18 protein-coding genes are annotated in these 15,392 nt (G+C 55.0%); 7 read left to right on the forward strand and 11 right to left on the reverse strand.

Annotated features, from left to right (window positions below):
- Window positions 1-20: 20 nt before the first annotated feature.
- From rpsI to AC2FIP_RS03185, 4 genes are all read right to left on the reverse strand, one after another.
- Window positions 21-506, reverse strand: coding sequence for a 30S ribosomal protein S9 (gene rpsI, locus AC2FIP_RS03170; protein WP_281972117.1), 486 nt, complete (start codon window positions 504-506; stop codon window positions 21-23).
- A 5-nt stretch (window positions 507-511) separates the two neighbouring features.
- Window positions 512-970, reverse strand: coding sequence for a 50S ribosomal protein L13 (gene rplM / locus AC2FIP_RS03175; RefSeq protein ID WP_113790645.1), 459 nt, complete (start codon window positions 968-970; stop codon window positions 512-514).
- A 147-nt stretch (window positions 971-1,117) separates the two neighbouring features.
- Window positions 1,118-1,648, reverse strand: coding sequence for a GNAT family N-acetyltransferase (locus tag AC2FIP_RS03180; protein WP_496785148.1), 531 nt, complete (start codon window positions 1,646-1,648; stop codon window positions 1,118-1,120).
- A gap of 11 nt (window positions 1,649-1,659) precedes the next feature.
- Entirely contained in the window at window positions 1,660-3,063 is a 1,404-nt protein-coding gene (locus AC2FIP_RS03185) for an aminotransferase-like domain-containing protein (protein WP_496691254.1), read from the reverse strand.
- A gap of 99 nt (window positions 3,064-3,162) precedes the next feature.
- Between AC2FIP_RS03185 and AC2FIP_RS03190 the strand changes: the two genes are divergently transcribed.
- Window positions 3,163-3,390 (forward strand): DUF1127 domain-containing protein, encoded by a 228-nt coding sequence (locus AC2FIP_RS03190; RefSeq protein WP_496704631.1) that lies wholly within the window; start codon window positions 3,163-3,165, stop codon window positions 3,388-3,390.
- A 59-nt stretch (window positions 3,391-3,449) separates the two neighbouring features.
- Here the strand turns inward: AC2FIP_RS03190 and AC2FIP_RS03195 are convergent, their stop codons facing one another.
- Window positions 3,450-3,893 (reverse strand): PaaI family thioesterase, encoded by a 444-nt coding sequence (locus tag AC2FIP_RS03195; protein WP_142633872.1) that lies wholly within the window; start codon window positions 3,891-3,893, stop codon window positions 3,450-3,452.
- Between the two features lie 58 nt (window positions 3,894-3,951).
- On the opposite strand from AC2FIP_RS03195, the gene AC2FIP_RS03200 reads away from it, so the two are divergent.
- The 4 genes from AC2FIP_RS03200 (at window position 3,952) to gluQRS (ending at window position 7,884) form a co-directional block, all read left to right on the forward strand.
- Window positions 3,952-4,737 (forward strand): enoyl-CoA hydratase, encoded by a 786-nt coding sequence (locus AC2FIP_RS03200; RefSeq protein ID WP_496785149.1) that lies wholly within the window; start codon window positions 3,952-3,954, stop codon window positions 4,735-4,737.
- Between the two features lie 261 nt (window positions 4,738-4,998).
- On the forward strand, window positions 4,999-6,339 hold the full coding sequence (gene trmFO / locus AC2FIP_RS03205; protein ID WP_496785151.1) for a methylenetetrahydrofolate--tRNA-(uracil(54)-C(5))-methyltransferase (FADH(2)-oxidizing) TrmFO: 1,341 nt from the start codon (window positions 4,999-5,001) through the stop codon (window positions 6,337-6,339).
- Window positions 6,340-6,376: 37 nt separating this feature from the next.
- The gene (locus AC2FIP_RS03210) at window positions 6,377-6,991 is read left to right on the forward strand and encodes a class I SAM-dependent DNA methyltransferase (RefSeq protein ID WP_496704634.1); all 615 of its coding nucleotides are present in this window, start codon (window positions 6,377-6,379) and stop codon (window positions 6,989-6,991) included.
- Entirely contained in the window at window positions 6,988-7,884 is an 897-nt protein-coding gene (gene gluQRS, locus AC2FIP_RS03215) for a tRNA glutamyl-Q(34) synthetase GluQRS (RefSeq protein ID WP_496785153.1), read from the forward strand. Before AC2FIP_RS03210 ends, gluQRS begins: the two co-directional genes overlap by 4 nt.
- Before the next feature lie 4 nt (window positions 7,885-7,888).
- Here gluQRS and hisI read toward each other — a convergent pair whose 3' ends face one another.
- Window positions 7,889-8,278, reverse strand: coding sequence for a phosphoribosyl-AMP cyclohydrolase (gene hisI / locus AC2FIP_RS03220; RefSeq protein WP_496707809.1), 390 nt, complete (start codon window positions 8,276-8,278; stop codon window positions 7,889-7,891).
- Window positions 8,279-8,326: 48 nt separating this feature from the next.
- Here hisI and AC2FIP_RS03225 point away from each other — a divergent pair, with 48 nt between their 5' ends.
- Both AC2FIP_RS03225 and AC2FIP_RS03230 read left to right on the forward strand, forming a co-directional pair.
- Entirely contained in the window at window positions 8,327-8,779 is a 453-nt protein-coding gene (locus tag AC2FIP_RS03225; RefSeq protein ID WP_281972123.1) for an iron-sulfur cluster assembly scaffold protein, read from the forward strand.
- A 60-nt stretch (window positions 8,780-8,839) separates the two neighbouring features.
- Window positions 8,840-9,478: a MarC family protein gene (locus AC2FIP_RS03230; protein ID WP_142633886.1), complete on the forward strand. Its 639-nt coding sequence runs from the start codon at window positions 8,840-8,842 to the stop codon at window positions 9,476-9,478.
- Between the two features lie 186 nt (window positions 9,479-9,664).
- Here AC2FIP_RS03230 and AC2FIP_RS03235 read toward each other — a convergent pair whose 3' ends face one another.
- The 5 genes from AC2FIP_RS03235 to sciP form a co-directional block, all read right to left on the reverse strand.
- Window positions 9,665-9,838 (reverse strand): hypothetical protein, encoded by a 174-nt coding sequence (locus tag AC2FIP_RS03235; protein WP_496676229.1) that lies wholly within the window; start codon window positions 9,836-9,838, stop codon window positions 9,665-9,667.
- A gap of 62 nt (window positions 9,839-9,900) precedes the next feature.
- The gene (gene recG, locus AC2FIP_RS03240) at window positions 9,901-11,991 is read right to left on the reverse strand and encodes an ATP-dependent DNA helicase RecG (RefSeq protein WP_496785155.1); all 2,091 of its coding nucleotides are present in this window, start codon (window positions 11,989-11,991) and stop codon (window positions 9,901-9,903) included.
- On the reverse strand, window positions 11,988-14,114 hold the full coding sequence (gene ligA / locus AC2FIP_RS03245) for an NAD-dependent DNA ligase LigA (RefSeq protein WP_496785156.1): 2,127 nt from the start codon (window positions 14,112-14,114) through the stop codon (window positions 11,988-11,990). The genes recG and ligA overlap by 4 nt, the downstream gene beginning before the upstream one ends.
- A gap of 123 nt (window positions 14,115-14,237) precedes the next feature.
- On the reverse strand, window positions 14,238-14,954 hold the full coding sequence (ctrA, locus tag AC2FIP_RS03250; RefSeq protein WP_496691262.1) for a response regulator transcription factor CtrA: 717 nt from the start codon (window positions 14,952-14,954) through the stop codon (window positions 14,238-14,240).
- Window positions 14,955-15,036: 82 nt separating this feature from the next.
- The gene (gene sciP, locus AC2FIP_RS03255) at window positions 15,037-15,330 is read right to left on the reverse strand and encodes a CtrA inhibitor SciP (RefSeq protein WP_281994636.1); all 294 of its coding nucleotides are present in this window, start codon (window positions 15,328-15,330) and stop codon (window positions 15,037-15,039) included.
- Window positions 15,331-15,392 lie beyond the last annotated feature (62 nt).

The raw sequence follows: 15,392 nt of genomic DNA on the forward strand, positions 1-15,392 counted from the left end.
TTGAAGGTTCGTGCCAGCGATTAACGCTTGGAGAACTGGAACGAACGACGCGCTTTGCGCTTACCGTATTTCTTACGTTCCACAACGCGGCTGTCGCGGGTCAGGAAGCCAGCGGCTTTCAGTGCGCCACGCAGCGACGGATCGTACAGTTGCAGCGCTTTCGACACGCCGTGCTTAACCGCACCGGCTTGACCGGTCAGGCCACCGCCTTTGACGGTTGCAACAACGTCGAACTCACCTTCTACGCCGGCAACCTGGAAAGGCTGGCGCAGGATCAGCTGCAGAACGGGGCGTGCAAAATACACGTCCTGGTCTTTGCCGTTCACGGTGACCTTGCCGGAGCCCGGCTTGATCCAAACGCGGGCAACAGCGTCTTTACGCTTGCCGGTGGCATAGGCACGACCCAGTTCGTCACGTACGGGTTCACGCACGATGACTTCTTCGGCCACGGCTTCAACGCCTGCAACGGCGCTCAGCTCTTCGAGAGTATTGATCTGATCAGCCATGGTCATTAGCTCCGGGTGTTTTTCTTGTTCATGGATGCAACATCCAGAACTTCGGGCGCTTGCGCCTCATGGGGATGCTCGGCACCGGCATAAACACGCAGGTTGGTCATAACCTGACGCGATAGGCGGTTGCCCGGCAGCATGCGCTTGACCGCCTGGGTCACGACGCGCTCGGGGTATTTGCCCTCGAGGATCTGCTGCTTGGTGCGCGACTTGATGCCGCCCGGGTGGCCAGTGTGCCAGTAGAAGTTCTCTTCGCGCTTCTTGCCGGTCATCTGGATTTTGTCAGCGTTGATCACGATGACATTGTCGCCCATGTCCATGTTCGGGGTGAACGACGCTTTGTGCTTGCCACGCAGACGCATGGCGACGATCGAGGCAAGACGGCCCAGAACAACGCCCTCGGCGTCGATCAGGATCCATTTCTTGTCGATGTCTGCAGGTGTTGCAGAAAAGGTTTTCATGGCAGGATAGTCCTGTTTGATGTGAAAGACCGCCCCCATACGGAGCGGTCCGAATTCGATGGATGGGGTTTAAACCCACGCGAAAGGCGGGTCAATACACACAAATCAGTTTTAACTTAGCAAAAACAATGCATTACAAAATAGGTATTATTTTACCCCATGTTTTTGCCAATCTTTTTCCGTCAATACCCAACGCATCCACTGCCCAGCCCCGGTACCAAGAACAAGTTGCTGGGTATCAACGTACCGCGCCCAAAGTTTCGCGGTCCCTTTTTGTGATCGCAAGTTGGTTGGGTCGATATGAAACCAGACCTCATCCAGTTCGCCGAACACCCGATTTACCATCAGCGATTTGATCGCCCGATTGCTGGCTCCGCCCCAGTGATCACGGGTAATAAAGCTGTATCCGATGCCGATGCCCCCGGGAACTTCGGGAGGCTCATAATAGCGAGAGCACCCGATGACCCGGCCTGTCGCCTCTTCGCGTACTGTCACTGACCCACCTGCGCTCAACAGAAAATCGAAATAAGGGGCGAAAACTTCTTTCTGATGGCGGGATTTGGCGGGATGCCCGGCCCAAATCAACGGATCGCTGGCTGCAAGGTGCAGGTCTTCGAAGTCACTATTGAGCATAGGTGTGACGACAAATCCCCTGCCCCGCATTTCGCGAATATCCATCAAGCGTCCTCTTACACCGAAATCTGTTCGGGTGGATTATCCAGCAGACGCCTGAGACGCTGCATTGCGTCCTCGAATTGATCCAACGATACATGCCCGTTCATGGCTATGCGAACCGCATTGGGTGCGCGCCCGTCACGCAAAGCAAACTCATCGGCAGACCGCAGTTGAATTCCCTCTCGCTCGGCCGCGCGGCTGAACGCAGCTGCTCGCCAACCAGAAGGCAAGTTCAGCCAGACAAAAGGTACATCTGAGGCCCAGTTCAGGTCGAACCCACCTAGGGCGTTTACGGCCACGCGCACATATTCCCCCATCCGGGTCCGGACATCTTTTGCGATTTGGCGCGTCCGCGGATCAGACAACATCAGCCGCGCCAGTTCGGCAAGCGGCTGAGCAAGGCCAAAATAGCCATATTCCGCTGAACGGCGCAGATCAACGCTGCGCTCGCGCGGCGCTATGGCAAACCCGACACGCAGTGCGGGCGTCAAAATCTTCGAGATCGACGACACATGCCATCCCCTTTCCGGCGCCAGGGCGCGATAGCTGGGCGCTCTTGCATCACCCATGCGGTAGCAGTCGTCCTCGATTATCTGGACGCCGAACCGCCGCGCGATTTCCACAACTTCTTTGCGGCGTTCCAGTGGTGTATGTGAGCCGGTCGGATTTTGAACCTCGGGTGAGACACATATGGCCTGCGCCGCCGACTGGCGAAGGGCATGCTCCATAGCGTTGGGATCCACGCCCCATTTGTCCATCTTTACGCCAACGACCTCTGCACGCATCAACTCACCGGCCCGTCGGAACCCCGCATATGACAGATCCTCAACCAGAACGATCGGCTTTGGTCCGCGTAATATTGTCTGAAATACAAGGCAAAGGCCGTTTTGTCCGCCGTGGGTCAGAACGATATCGTCCTGCGAAATTGGTCCCAATGGCAAATCGGAAAGCCAATCTACAACAGCCTGTCGCATAGGTTTATACGCATCGCGGGTTGGATAGTTCATAAACAGGCGTGGATCGGATTGTGCCACTTTCTGCATACATTCGCGGATCAGGGCCACCTGCCCCATATCGGCGAGCCTTGGGCTGAACAGGCTGACATTGGCTTCATATTTGTCATCTCTGAGATGAAGTTGCCGAGCCCAGACATCATCGAGCAGAGGCGCCTTGGGCGGGGCCACAAATGTACCACGTCCTACTTCGGCGCTGAGCAGACCTTCGTCTGTGAGTATCGTATAGGCGCGCGCAACGGTGCCCGGTGTGATTTGTAACCTATAGGCAAGTTCCCGCACCGGCGGCAGCTTTGTACCAACTTCCAAAAGATTGTTATCTATAGCTTTTCGAATTGTATCGGCGACCAGTGTATATTTTGGCCCTTTGGATTTAGGCAGTGACTCTGGCCAAATTGTATCCATTACAATTCTTCCTTTGATTGCAGCACAATTATAAATGTATCAAGTGTTCATACCGAACATATTACGTTTGTGTCAATACAATTTGAAAGGAACCCCAAGATGACACGCGCAATGCACAACCCCGCCCTGATAGCGCTTAACGACAGCCCCCGGCTGCCGCTGATTGCCGCACTGGCCGTGCGGTTTGCGGCGACGGTCACAAAATGGGAGCGGCAACGCCGCAGCCGAATTAACTTGTCCAATCTCGATGACAGGCTGCTGAAGGATGTGGGCCTGACTAATTATCAGGCCAGACGAGAGGTCGAACGCCCTTTTTGGCAGGGCTAGGTAATCCCCAGTCCCTATATGGGACCTCTTCCTTGGCCGGGTTTATCCCGGCCATTTTTTCACCCAAAAGCTGCCGCAGCTGACCCCTCTGGTGGCAAAGAATAGGTCATCGTTGCGCGTGCGACGGGTTTGTCTGACCCTTCCGAAAATATTAGAACGTCACCTACGGCAAGGGTTTTTCCTAGCTTCAGCAAGGTGCAGCGCGCAATCAAATCTGCATTTCCATCCGGTTTACGCATGAAGTCCATTGAACAACCGGTTGTCACGGCCAGAGACTGCTGGCCCCTGCGCGCCAGGATCAGTGCGTAAACGCTTACATCAGCTAATCCAAACATAGACGGCCCCGAGACGGTCCCACCGGGGCGCAAATGACGATCGCCAACGGCAAGTCTCATGACGATGGACTCTTCGGTCAGATCCTGGACCGAATAATCCTGACTGACCTGGGGGAAGATTTGGCTCATATAATCCTCCAGTTCCTCCCGATTCATTGCCAATGACATACTTCCCCTCCTGGATTTGCCGACCTAGAGTTGGCCTCACATCAGATCGGAGGGCAAGATGGGAATTCTGGAACGAAATGACGCAGACGCCGTGGCTAGGCTTACAATGAATGCGCCAGACCGACTCAACGCCCTAAGTGACGAAATGCTGGCTGCGCTACAGACTGAACTTGATGCCCTGCGCGAAGACAGTTCCATCCGGGCGGTGATCCTTTCTGGTAAAGGCAAAGCTTTTTGTGCGGGTCATGATCTGAAACAGATGACAGCAGGGCGCCAATCTGAAGACGGCGGCAAAGCCTATTTCCAGGACCTATTCAATCGCTGTGCGAAAATGATGCTTTCAATTCAGTCGCTTCCGCAGCCGGTTATTGCCCAGGTGCACGGCATTGCTACGGCGGCCGGATGCCAGTTGGTTGCAACCTGCGATCTTGCTGTAGCTGCCGAAGGGACGCGGTTTGGCGTAAACGGTGTGAATATCGGGCTTTTCTGTTCGACCCCAATGGTTGCTCTTAGCCGAAACATTCCACGCAAACACGCCTTCGAGATGTTGACGACCGGGGATTTCATTCCGGCGTCACGAGCTACTGAGCTGGGTCTTGTCAATCGCGTGGTGCCAGAAATGCTGTTGGAGCATGAGGCTGTTTCACTGGCCGAGCAGCTTGCCTCAAAACTGGGATCTGCCGTGAAAGTCGGAAAACAGGCCTTCTACCGCCAGTTGGATATGCCATTGGATCAGGCCTATTCCTATACCGGCGAGGTAATGGCTCAGAATATGATGCATCGGGATACCGAAGAAGGAATATCTGCATTTATCGGAAAAAGAGATCCAAATTGGAGCCAATAAGGAATTTGTCATGCATATTTTTCCGCAATGTCGCCATTTTTGGACTTTTCAAATGGGCGTTACTGTGGCAATGCTGAGACGAGGCTAAGGCCTTGAACACTTTTTGGGTCGCCGTGGGCGGAAGGTCCCTCCGAGCTGGTTTCTCTCACTAGCGCAGACATTCCCGCATCGGCGACCCCAAAAATCCCTCGAAAACATGATTTCCCGTGCGCCATCGCTGCTGTGTTGCGTTGCGATCTTCTGTGCCCTATGTGGCAGCTTATGACACAGAAATTGCATATCGTGGGCGGCGGCATGGCCGGGTCCGAGGCCGCATGGCAGGCGGCGGAAATGGGCGTCGAGGTCGTGATTCACGAAATGCGCCCAAAAGTCGGAACTTTTGCGCATCAGACCGGCAACTTGGCCGAGATGGTCTGCTCGAACTCATTCCGGTCGGATGATGACGAACAGAACGCCGTTGGACTGCTGCATTGGGAAATGCGCGAGGCCGAAGGGTTGATCTTGAAAACGGCAGATGCGCACCGACTGCCGGCCGGGGGCGCATTGGCTGTAGATCGCGACCCGTTTGCGGAATCTGTGACGGCCAGGTTAAAGGCTCACCCCCTTGTCGAAATCACTGGCGAAGAAGTGACCGCCCTGCCCGATGACGGCCAATGGATTTTCGCCACCGGCCCACTGACGTCTGCTGGATTGGGAGAAGCAATCCGCGCGGAAACCGGCGCCGAGTCGTTGGCGTTCTTTGATGCCATTGCACCAATCGTCTATGCAGACAGCATCGACATGAGCAAAGCTTGGATGCAATCGCGGTATGACAAGGGCGAAACCGAAGAAGAGCGGACCGCTTATCTGAATTGCCCGATGGACAAAGACCAGTACGACGCCTTCATCGACGCCCTGCTGGCCGCGGACAAGACCGAGTTCCATGAAGGAGAGACCGCAGGCTATTTCGATGGCTGTCTTCCGATAGAGGTTATGTCCGAGCGCGGTCGTGAAACGTTGCGCCACGGACCGATGAAGCCGGTCGGCCTGACGAACCCGCATCAGCCCGAGGTAAAGCCTCACGCGGTGGTTCAACTGCGCAGGGATAACGCGCTAGGAACATTGTTCAACATTGTCGGCTTTCAGACCAAGATGAAATACGGAGCCCAAACCGATGTGTTCCGCATGATTCCGGGGTTGGAGAATGCCAGTTTTGCGCGGCTGGGCGGTATTCATCGCAATACGTTCATCAATTCTCCGACATTGCTGGATTCCCAGATGCGACTGAAATCAAAGCCCAATATCAGGTTCGCTGGTCAAATTACCGGTGTCGAAGGTTATGTGGAAAGCGCCGCGATGGGTCTTTTGGCCGGACGTCTGGCTGCTGCCGAGATGTTGGGCCGTACCGTTCCCGAAGTTCCGCAGGACAGTGCCATGGGCGCTTTGATCCACCACATCACTGGCGGTGCCGAGGCAAAGACATTCCAGCCTATGAACGTGAATTTCGGTCTGTTCCGTCCTGTCGATGGGTTAAAAGGCGGTCGGCGTGGCCGAAAAGACCGCTACAAGGCCTATACTGACCGGGCCAAGGAAGAATGGACCAAGTGGTTGGCGCATTGGTGACTGGACGGGTCCGGCCCCGACGTCCTAACATATCGGTATGAGCGATAAATTCCTAAAGGATGTCTATGGGCTGGATTCGCCTCAGGCGACCAAAGCACATTATCAAAAATGGGCCTCGTCTTATGATGATGAGGTTGGGTCAAACGGTTATGCGACCCCGGGACGTATCGCCCGGGCTCTCTGGTCGCAACTGCCCGAGCCCAAAACCCCAATTCTGGACTATGGCTGCGGTACCGGCCTGTCAGGTGTCGCGCTGAACGCGGTCGGGTTTGAGGTCGTCGATGGAATAGACCCCACCCCGCAGATGTTAGAGGGCGCCAAGGCCAAAGGGGTTTATCGCAACCTGATCAGCTTTGACATCGCAGATCCCAGCCCTCTGCAGTCTGGCGCGTATAAGGTCATCACCGCAATCGGGGTCATCGGCGTGGGTGCCGCACCACCTGAGACTTTGGATATGCTCATCAACGCGTTACCGTCAGGCGGCCTTATTGCTTTTTCCTTTAATGATCATACGCTTGAAGATCACAGCTATACCGTTCGCCTCAGCGATTGGCTGGATATGGGCGCGGCACGATTGCTGTTCCGCGAATACGGCCCGCACCTTCCGGGAATGGACATGAAGTCTGACGTCTATATTGTTGAAAAAGTGTGACTTTAGTAACAAGATTTGCACCTTCGCCCACAGGACCACTGCATCTGGGCCACGCGTATTCGGCGATTTTGGCCCATGATTTTGCAAAGTCGAATAATGGGCTGTTTTTGCTGAGAATCGAGGACATCGACCGATCTCGCTCGCGTCCGGAATGGGAAACCCAGATTTACGATGATTTGCATTGGCTTGGCCTGTCTTGGCCTGAACCGGTGCTGTGCCAATCCACGCGAACCGCAATCTATGATTCCGTGCTGGACGATCTGTGGTCGCGGGGGCTGCTGTACCCGTGCAGCTGCAACCGAAAAGACATCGCCAACGCGGCCAGCGCTCCCCAGGAAGGAGCCCCACTTCTTGGTCCGGACGGGATTATCTATCCGGGGACCTGTCGTGTACGCTGGGAACAGCTGGGTTCAACGGAGCAACCGCGCCCTCTGGATGTTCCGTTGCGATTGGATATGGCGGCAGCTGTAGAACAAGCTAAAAGTCTGTTTCAGAACGATAATAACACCGCATCGTTTCAAGAGATCGGAGAAGGCCCGAGCGCGGAATCCGGTAAAGTCCGGTTCACCCAGGCCGAGATGTTGGACACGATCGGGGATGTCGTTCTGTCGCGTCGGGATATGGGGACGTCATATCATCTGTCGGTCGTTCTGGATGACGCTGCACAAAAAGTTACGCATGTGGTTCGCGGTCAGGATCTGTTCGAAGCCACACGTATCCACGTTCTGCTGCAGACGCTGTTGAATTTGCCGACACCCATCTACCTGCATCACTGCCTGATACGCGATCAGGCCGGCAAACGGCTGGCTAAACGCGACGATGCGCGAGCCATTGCCAAGTTCCGCGACGAAGGGGCGACGCCCGAAGATATTCGGGCGATGGTGGGGCTTTGACCGATCAAGCCATAGGGGTCATGATTTCGACCTCGTCCCCGTCTCTGACCGCTGTGTAAAAGCACGACCGACGGTTGGTATGGCAGGCCGGGCCGGTCTGGCGCACAAGAACAAGCAGGCAATCCCGGTCGCAATCCACGCGGAAATCGACCAATTCCTGAACATGGCCCGAGCTTTCGCCCTTGATCCAGAACGACTGACGCGAGCGCGACCAATAGGTCACGCGTCCGGTTTCAAGCGTCTTTTCAATGGCGCTCTGGTTCATCCAGGCCATCATCAACACCTCGCCCGTGTTTTCGTCCTGCGCGATGGCGGGAATCAACCCGGCCTCATTGAATTTCAGACTTGATGCATCGAACGTGACTGAGGAAGACATGACAAAAACCTTTTGCATCCCGGTGGATGGCCACTATGTATTGGGAACATTCAACGAGGGAAAGCCATGTCCGGCGAGAATGACCTGATAAAGCTATACTCTGGCCGAATTCTGGCCCTTGCTGCTGACATCCCACACCTATGCCGGCTTGATGATGCTGACGCTACGGTGAAAAAACGCTCGCCCCTATGCGGGTCGACCATCACGGTTGATGTCAAAGTTCAGGATGGCAGAATTTCAGAGTTCGGTCAGGACGTGAAAGCCTGCGCTTTGGGACAGGCCTCCGCTTCGGTTGTTGGCGGGGCAATCGTCGGAACAACGCGTGCTCAGGTCGAAAAGGCGCGCGAGCAACTGTCCGCCATGCTGAAAAAGGATGGATCGGCACCCGAGGCCCCATTTGATGGGCTAGAAGTTTTGATGCCCGCACGGGAATATAAGAACCGCCATGCCTCGATCCTGCTGGTTCTTGATGCAACCGCAGAGGCATTTGAACAGGCGGAACGTGCAAATTGCGCCTAAACATGGTTTTGACGGGCGAAACGTTATAGCCTTTCGGAATATACGAAGGGAATTCCAGTTTTGAACGGTTTACTTGAGCATTTTGTCACGCTTTGGGTTGTTATTGATCCTATTGGAACAATCCCGGTCTTCATCGCTGTTACCGCAGGGCTTGGGGCCGCTGCACGCCGCAAAATGGCGCTTGTGGCCTCGCTTATCAGCGCCGGGATTCTGTTGTTTTTCCTGGTCTTCGGGCAACTGCTGATCGAGGCACTGGATATCGGCCTGAACTCTTTTCAAGTCGCTGGCGGCATTATCCTTTTCCTGTTCGCGCTGACCATGATTTTTGGCGAGCCCAAACAGGAAGTCGAGCAGCGCGCTGCCGAGGACGACATCAAAGACGAACTCCACAAACACAACCCAGCGATCTTTCCTCTTGCCGTCCCCTCGCTTGCCTCACCAGGTGCGATGCTGGCCATCGTCATCTTGACCGATAACAACAGGTACAGTGTTGCTGATCAGGGGATCACGGCTTTGGTCATGCTGTCGGTTGTTGCGATTGCCTTTGTCCTGATGTTGCTGGCCGAACCGATCATTCGGCTGATCGGCCATTCAGGCGCCGCCATCATCAGCCGTGTCATGGGGATGATCCTGGCATCGGTCGCAGTAAACTCGGTTCTGTCGGCGTTGTTGGAAATTATGAAAACCGGCCAGCTCTAAAAAAAACCGCCGCTCCTTCCGGGCGGAAAGGGCGGCGGCAGGTAATGCGTTTCTCATGTGGGGTCCGGATATCCGCGCGGGGCCGAGGCATGGCCCTTCAAGGGTATTGGGACAGGCAGGTCACCCTTGATTGAAATGGGGATGACAAGCGCGGCGTGATCGGCACGAGATCGCAGGCAGAAAGGCTTAATACGTTCCGGGAAGATGAAGTGCGACCATAAGTATGACCACCAGTGCAACCGCACCTGCTGCGTCCTGCAACAGCGTCGACTGGGAACGACTTAGGGTGGTCTTGATCTGGGTCAGCATATGGGTTCCTCCGGTCAGGGTTTTAATCCTTTGTTGACCTTTTGTTCTCATATTTTGATGTCTTGGTAAAGAACTTTTTGAGAACATTTGTGAACTAATGTTCCTGTTTTCGTCTAACCAACTGATATCAAACGGATTGCCTGATCCTGTTTCATCAGCCACAAAAGAACACGAGCCGCCTTGCCCCTTTGCGTTTCAAGTTTGGCGTCCGCGCCCAGCAGAGCCCTTGCGTCAGACTGCGCAACTGCCATCAAACCGGCCTGCCTTTCCAAATCGGCGATACGGAACTTCGGCAGACCTGACTGCGCGGTACCGATCAGATCGCCCGCTCCGCGCATTTGCAGGTCTGTCTCAGAGATTTTGAACCCGTCTTCGGTTTCGCGCAGAACTTCCAGCCTTTTGCGCCCCCCTTCGCCGAGGGGCGGCTGATACATCAGCAGACATGTCGATTCTGCCTCGCCTCGCCCAACACGACCGCGCAGCTGATGCAGCTGCGCCAGGCCAAAAATCTCGGCCCTTTCGATGACCATGATCGAGGCATTTGGAACATTCACGCCAACCTCGATTACCGTGGTCGCCACCAGAACTTTGGTTTGCCCCTGCTGAAATGCCTTCATCGCAGCGTCTTTGTCGGCGGGCGGCATTTGGCCGTGAACCAGCCCTACGACCCCGTCCCCCAAAATGGCACGCAGCCTTTTGAACCGTTCCTCAGCCGCGGTCAGATCCGAGACTTCAGACTCATCGACAAGCGGGCAGACCCAGTAGCATTGGCGGCCCTCAGCAATAGCCTTTTGCAAATGCGAGACGACTTCCTGAATCCGCTCAGTACTGACAATCGCTGTTTTGACAGGTTTTCGCCCCGGCGGCTTTTCATCAAGCACGGACACGTCCATGTCACCATATTGGGTCAGGGCCAGACTGCGCGGGATCGGCGTTGCGGTCATGACCAGCACATCCGCCCCCTTGCCTTTTTCCGACAGCTCCATACGTTGACGGACCCCAAATCGGTGCTGTTCGTCGACGATTGCCAGCCGTAATTCCTGAAACGCGACATCGCTTTGAAATACGGCGTGAGTGCCCACCAAAATGTGAATATCCCCCCGTTGAAGCGCCAACAGCTTGGCACGCCGATCCGCCCCCTTGTCGCGACCGGTCAGGATTTCCAGAACCACGCCCGCCTCTTCGGCGAGGGGGCGCAACCCTTCCAGATGCTGCTGAGCGAGTATCTCGGTTGGGGCCATCATGACGCCCTGCCCGCCCGCCTCGACCGCGACCAGCAGTGCCATGAACGCTACCAGAGTCTTGCCGGACCCAACATCCCCCTGAAGCAATCTGTTCATGCGCGTATCGGAGGCCATATCCCCTGCGATCTCTTGAATAGCGCGCTGTTGGGCGTTGGTGGGCTTGTATGGCAGGTTCGACAACACACGGGATTGCAGCTTGCCCGTACCAGCGCTGGCGACCCCCTTGACCCTGCGCTCTCTTTGGCGGGCCAATGCCAACGTCAGTTGATGCGCGAACAGCTCATCATAGGCCAAACGCTCATGCGCTGGAGAAAAAGACGCGACATCATCCGCACCCTGCGGATTATGCGCTGCTTGTACAGCGCTCAGCCAGTCTGGCCAGTTCTCTTTTGCGACCTGCGCGGGATCAATCCATTCCGTCAATTCCGGCGAGAGTGCAACCGCGCTACGCGCGGCCTTGAAGGCAGTTTTCTGGGTCAGCCCCTGGGTCAAATGATAGACAGGCTCAAACTCAGGGATATCCTTTGCATCCGCAGGCGGCAGCATGTGATCCGGGTGAACCATCTGAGCAATGCCGTCGAAAAGCTCGATCTTGCCAGAAATCACCCTGCGCGCGCCCTGAGGGAGCACTTTTTGCAAGTAATCGCCGCGGGCATGAAAGAACACCAACTGAAATTCAGTCTGGCTGTCTTCAACATGGACACGGTACGCACCGCCCTTGTTTCTAGGGGGGCGATGGATGCCAACGCTGACTTCTACGGTCAGCGTCGAAGGCAAATCGACGCCTTGAATGGTATCGCGCCTGCGCCGATCAATCACCGCATAAGGCAGCCCGAACAAGACGTCGCGCGGGGTCTCGACACCTGACTGCGCCAAGACCTGAGCCGTCTTCGGCCCCACGCCGTCAAGCGTTTCCAGCCGCGAAAACAGCGGGAACAGAGATTCGGGACGACCGCTCATTTGCCGTCGATCAGCTGCAACCAGCCATCTTCGTCGAGCGTCTCGATCCCAAGCTCAGCCGCCTTTTTCGCCTTTGATCCAGCGCCCGGTCCCGCAACCAAAAGATCGGTCTTTTTGCTCACCGACCCCGACACTTTAGCGCCCAATGCCTCGGCACGTGCTTTGGCTTCGGCGCGGGTCATCTTTTCAAGCATTCCCGTAAAAACCACGGTCTTTCCCGCAACGGGGCTACCCGAGGTATCGGGCCGTTTCGCGTCTTGGACATCAAGCTGAGCCACAAGATCGTCGATGCTCTGCCGTTCGGCAGGCTGGGCGAAGGCTGAAACCAATGCGCGGGCCATAACCTCACCAACACCGTCAACGTTCAGCAGCTCATCCCATTCTGACCCGGTCTGACTATGCGCTATGGTAACCGCTTTTTCCAGCTCATCCCATGATCCGTAATGCGTTGCGATTAGGTTCGACGCTGCCTCGCCGACATGTCGAATGCCCAGTGCAAACAGCAACCGACCCAGTGGAATAACTCGTTTTTCATCAATCGCTTGCCACAGATTGGTGGCGCTCTGCGCCCCCCATCCCTTGCGATTAGCCAGCCTGTTCAGGTTTGCACTATCTCGTTGTTTCAGAGTAAAAATATCAGCCGGGGTCCGAACTGGCAGATTGGGATCGTCATAGAACATCTCAATCTGCTTTGCTCCAAACCCTTCGATATCAAAGGCCTTGCGTGAGACGAAATGCTTCAATTTCTCAACGGCTTGCGCAGGGCAGATAACGCCACCGGTACAGCGACGGACCGCGTCACCTTCCTCGCGGATCGCATCGCTGTGACATTCGGGGCATTTTTCCGGGAAGATGAACTTTTCGGCATCATCCGGGCGTTTCGAAATGTCGACATCGGCAACCTTCGGGATCACATCGCCGGCGCGATAAACCTGAACCCAGTCGCCGATCCGAATGTCTTTGCCTTCGCGTATCTCGCCGCCTTTTGCGTCTTTACCAGAAATGTAATCTTCGTTGTGCAACGTTGCGTTCGACACGACCACACCGCCGACAGTAACCGGGTGCAGCCTGGCCACCGGGCTCAGCGCGCCGGTGCGGCCAACCTGAATGTCGATCGCTTCAAGACGGGTCCAGGCAAGCTCGGCCGGAAATTTATGCGCAATTGCCCAACGTGGTGTGCTGGACCGGAACCCAAGCCGTGATTGCAGCGCAAGATCGTTTACCTTGTAGACCACACCATCAATGTCATATCCAAGCGTCGCGCGCTGCAGCTCGATGCTGCGATAGTGATCCAGAATCTGCTTTGTATCCGCGCATAAACGGGTTAGCGGGTTGGTTGAAAATCCGAATTCCTTCAGGCGCTGTATGGCTTCGTATTGGGTGCTTGCCAGAGGCTCAGACAGCTCCCCCCAGGCATAAGCAAAAAACTTGAGGGGACGAGAACGGGTAATTGCGGAATCCAACTGACGAAGGGATCCTGCGGCGGCATTTCGCGGATTGGCGAAGGTTTTTTCGCCTTTCTTGGACTGGCTCTCATTTAGACGATCAAAGTCGTCGTGAGACATATAGACCTCGCCGCGAACCTCAAGGATGTCTGGTGCGCCGGTGATTACCTGTGGGATATCCGAAATAGTCAGCGCATTTGCGGTAACATTTTCCCCGACTTCTCCGTCTCCCCGCGTGGCCGCCTGGACAAGCCTACCCCTCTCATACCGAAGCGAAAGGGAGAGACCGTCGATCTTGGGCTCAGCCGTATAGCTCAAACTCGTCTCGTCATCCAACCCTAGATATTTTCGGACAGACCGATCGAAATCAGAGACGCCCTCGTCATGAAAAGCGTTGCCCAAAGACAGCATGCGCACGGCATGTGAAATCTTGGAGAACCCATCGGCGGGGCGGGCACCAACGATATCCGATGGGCTGTCAGATCGCTTGAGTTGCGGAAATCGCGACTCGATTTCTGAGTTTCTGAGTTTCAGCGCATCATAGTCGGCATCAGAAATCTCGGGGGCGTCTTTCTGGTGATACAATGCGTTCGCATGATGTAAAAGCCCAGCCAGCCGCGCCAATTCATTGCGTGCCTGATCTTCCGTCAGGTCTGATACAGAAATGGAATTGCTCATGCCCTCGCCCCGTCAAATGTTCTTGGAGTTCAGTGATAGGGCGAGGGCATGGCTAGGTCCAGACGTGCTGTTCAGTGAGCGAGGGTGTCGCCCCGGACCCTTGGCGACGAAAAACTTGCGCGCCTAGGCGCCAACCGCAATGCGAGGTTCATCGACGCTGTTTTTCTGAGGATCGCGTAACACATACCCCCTGCCCCAGACGGTCTCGATATAATTTTCGCCGTCGGTGGCATTGCTAAGTTTTTTGCGCAATTTGCAGATAAAGACGTCAATGATTTTCAATTCGGGCTCATCCATTCCCCCATAGAGATGGTTAAGGAACATCTCTTTAGTCAGGGTTGTTCCCTTTCGAAGGCTCAGAAGTTCGAGCATTTGATATTCTTTGCCGGTCAGGTGAACAGCCTTGCCTTCCACTTCGACGGTTTTCGCATCCAGATTCACTGCAACGCGCCCGGTGTGGATTATGGATTGAGAATGCCCTTTTGAGCGGCGAATAATGGCGTGAATACGTGCAACCAATTCTTCTCTATGGAATGGTTTGGTCAGATAATCGTCAGCACCAAATCCGAAGCCTTTAATTTTACTTTCTGTATCGTCGGCCCCCGACAGGATCAGGATCGGCGTTTCCACCCGCGCAACCCGCAACTGGCGCAGCACTTCATGCCCGTTCATATCCGGAAGGTTGAGATCAAGGAGGATCAGGTCGTAATCGTAAAGTTTTGCCAGGTCGATCCCTTCTTCGCCTAAATCTGTCGCATATACGTTCAGATTGGCATGTGTCAGCATCAGTTCGATGCTTTTGGACGTGGTTGGATCATCCTCGACAAGAAGTATACGCATTTACTGCTCCAATTCAGCTCAATTTACCAATTAAAATCGAGCCTGCTCAAAAATGGTTAATCTGACGTTACCGTTGAATCATTTATTCACACTCTCCTTTAGGTTGTCGATATTTTTTTATCGTGGTGACCTTTAAAGCGTCCGTTCCGTGTTCTGCGACCGCAGAAACCCAGGAATTAAATTCTTCATCGCTGAGGCCATATTGGTTTTTGGCTTCCGAAAGCGTGATCAATCCGTAAAGAACGCCCCGGACTACAATCGCTTTACGGGATGCCACCCAGCGGGTTGTCTCTTTTGGCGGCAGATCAGCCCGGGATAAAACCGTTCCATCCGGCAGGGTTACCGACCTGGGCCCCTCTACTTTGTGCAAATACATCTTTCGGTCCTCTTCGTGCTGCGACAAAGCTGACACCATGCTACTTAATGTGTTGTGAAACC

The sequence above is a fragment of the Ruegeria sp. CDSB114 genome, assembly GCF_059611025.1.